The organism is Bacillota bacterium (assembly GCA_012837285.1).
In the GTDB taxonomy this organism is placed as follows: domain Bacteria; phylum Bacillota; class DTU030; order DUMP01; family DUMP01; genus DUNI01.
The window spans coordinates 1-2,722 of sequence record DURJ01000170.1; the positions used below are offsets into that span (position 1 = coordinate 1).

Consider the following 2,722-nt stretch of genomic DNA (forward strand, 5'->3'; position numbering starts at 1 on the left):
GCGAAAAAACGGCAGCCTGCGGCGATGGCCCCTTCGACAACTGCTTCATTGCCTTGTATGACTGCCACCTTTTGGTTTTGGGCCTCAAATCCATTCATGAAACAACCTCCTTAGACACTTTGTCCAACATTGCAGCAATAATAAGGAGTCATAGCAAAAGCGCCATGCTCCTGGACAATACGTCCAATTCCATCCCGTTTTAGTTTATAGCAACTCCCTGTATGTGTCAAGGTCCACTACCTTGCCCACCAATGCCGGCTCTATTTGACATTGATAGTGCGGTCCCGCGGTTAAGTGCCGGGTACCAGGGGGTGGGCATTCTTCTTCCCCAAACTTGGGACAACAATTTATGAAGATCAGGGAAAATAGCAAGAGGAAAAACGGTGGTGCCTATAGAAGATAGATAGGGATAATTCTATTTATGGGCCAAAGTACACGTCTTTATATAAGAAATGACGGTGCGCTGTCAGTTTCCGGATAAACATAGGACGGCAGGTGATGCTTATGCAGTTCGCTGATATACTGAAGCACCTAAGAGAAGAGCGGGAAATATCACGGGAGGAATTAGCCCAAGCAATCGATGTTTCTTACTGGACGATAGCAAAGTACGAAAGTAGAGCGCGAATGCCGGATATTCCGACCCTGATTAAATTGAGTAATGCCTTAAATGTAACCGTAGATTATTTGATTGGTCGCGCTGAAACCGAAGACGGTACGATTTTACCATTGAGCACCATTGATGAGCAGTTGCCTGAAGAAATTAAACGGCTCCTTCTCAGGGAAGACATTGGTCCTTACATTGAACTGGCCAGCTTAGCGGCCGATGCCAAATTGAGCGAGGACGAACTGAATGCCATTATTAATGTCATCCGGTTGGTTACTGGCCAACGGACTCAAGGTGGTTAACAGCGGGCTGCAACTGATAGTGTTTAAAAGGTTTTTGACTGGTATTCGGTTTGTCTACATTAATCACCTCCACATCATGGAAGACAATACGCACTATCCGGGGCGGGAGTCTCATCGCAATTGTCTTTCTGGCCATTTTATTGCCCCCAATCATTAATGATAGACATAGCCAAGTTCAAATGAGATGCGCTTTGCACATTCCTTAACAAGGCGCGCTAGGTTAGACGCGTTTTCCCCTAATATCTTTTCGGCAGAGCCCGACACGCTGACAGCAGCCAAGGGTTTCGCCCGGGAGTCTTTTATGGCTGAAGCAATGCATCCAATCTCAACATTGTGCTCCGAATTATCCACTGCAAAACCTTGCTCTCTTATTATAGCTAATTGGGCTTTAAGCTCAGGCAGCGAAGTAATTGTATTGTGAGTGAATGATTGAAATATGTTTGAGGACGCACGTCTGTCCAGTTCGTCCTCACTTATTTCAGCTAATATGACCTTGCCTACCGCCGTACAGTAAGCTGGGGCCCGTCGTCCGATATGGAAATTAGTTGTTAACGGGGCGCTTCCGTCGACACGATCCACAAATACAGCATCAAAGCCTTCCAAAGTAGCTAGATGCACATCAGCACTGGCCTCTTCAGCCAGACGCTTAAGAAATGGTTTAGCCACATCCCTTAGCTCAAGACTGTTAATTAAGCTATTGCTAATGGCCAGAAATTTTAGCGACAGCCTATAGCTACCATCCTGTTTTTGCCCAACATAGCCCAGCTCAAGTAGTGTTGATAAAAACCTGTGAACCGTACTTTTGCTCCATCCAAGCTCGGATGATATATAGCTGATGGTAAGCCCAGAGGGATATCTGCTCAGCATTTCAATTATCTCAAAAGCCTTGCCTACCGAATATACAAAATCCTTTCTCTTCATGGTGTCCTCCCCTAAAGCTGAAGTTCCGCTATCCGGGATTGCGGTCCACTAAGTGGAACCTAGGATAATATTCGACATTCTCGTAGATTATCCTTCTTAGCTGATGAAACTTTTTCGTGGTACCAGATATGTAATGTGTATGGTAGGAATAAACAAACACAGCCTGACAGAATGAGACCTATGCTGTGTTTATTATTGCTGATAACAGTTAGTCACAATTAGGCAAGGATTGCCAAACTGTTGCCGCCTCATTATGCCTCATGAGGGATCAACCTTGGCCACCTTGGTTATAGGCCTTGGGGTTTGCTTTGTCGGCTGTACAGGCCGATTCAGATCGCTATCAAGTTTGGAGTGACGAGAACATTAAGGAGTGATTGGCTTGTACACATGTGCACAGTGTAAGAGCAACAACTGTCGTCAGGGCAATTTAGATGAAGTGCCACGGAATTGCCCCTGCAAAGACGACCCGGAAGATGTGAAAGCACTTTACAAGGAAGCGGAGAATCTTGAGATTGCCCGCAACTCTGCTCTAGTGGAAAGTGAGGGGTATTGCCGTTGGTCTAGGTTAGAGGAAATAATGCACTTTGCCAGAAAATGTGGCTTCACCAACTTGGGGGTTGCCTTTTGTATTGGCTTAAAGACTGAGGCCTCCGCTTTAGTGCAAGTGCTGAAGAAAAACGGTTTCACCGTCAATTCTGTGGTCTGTAAAAACGGCAGTATTCCCAAGGAATTCTTGAGAATTCAAGAGCAGGAAAAACTAAGGCCGAACACGTATGAACCCATGTGCAACCCAATTGGACAAGCAATGGCTCTTAACAAATCCCAGACCGATTTAAACATAATTTTAGGATTGTGTGTGGGACATGATACTCTGTTTATCAAGTATTCACAGGCA

At 45.4% G+C, this 2,722-nt stretch carries 3 protein-coding genes; 2 read left to right on the forward strand and 1 reads right to left on the reverse strand.

Features of this window, described 5'->3' with window-relative positions; translation table 11 throughout:
- The first annotated feature begins 504 nt into the window (after positions 1-504).
- On the forward strand, positions 505-906 hold the full coding sequence (locus GX016_09930) for a helix-turn-helix transcriptional regulator (GenBank protein ID HHT71862.1): 402 nt from the start codon (positions 505-507) through the stop codon (positions 904-906).
- 153 nt (positions 907-1,059) lie between these two features.
- Here the strand turns inward: GX016_09930 and GX016_09935 are convergent, their stop codons facing one another.
- The gene (locus GX016_09935) at positions 1,060-1,827 is read right to left on the reverse strand and encodes an IclR family transcriptional regulator (GenBank protein HHT71863.1); all 768 of its coding nucleotides are present in this window, start codon (positions 1,825-1,827) and stop codon (positions 1,060-1,062) included.
- 379 nt (positions 1,828-2,206) lie between these two features.
- Here GX016_09935 and GX016_09940 point away from each other — a divergent pair.
- Positions 2,207-2,722: DUF1847 domain-containing protein (locus GX016_09940; GenBank protein HHT71864.1), on the forward strand; the 516-nt coding region annotated here is incomplete at its 3' end.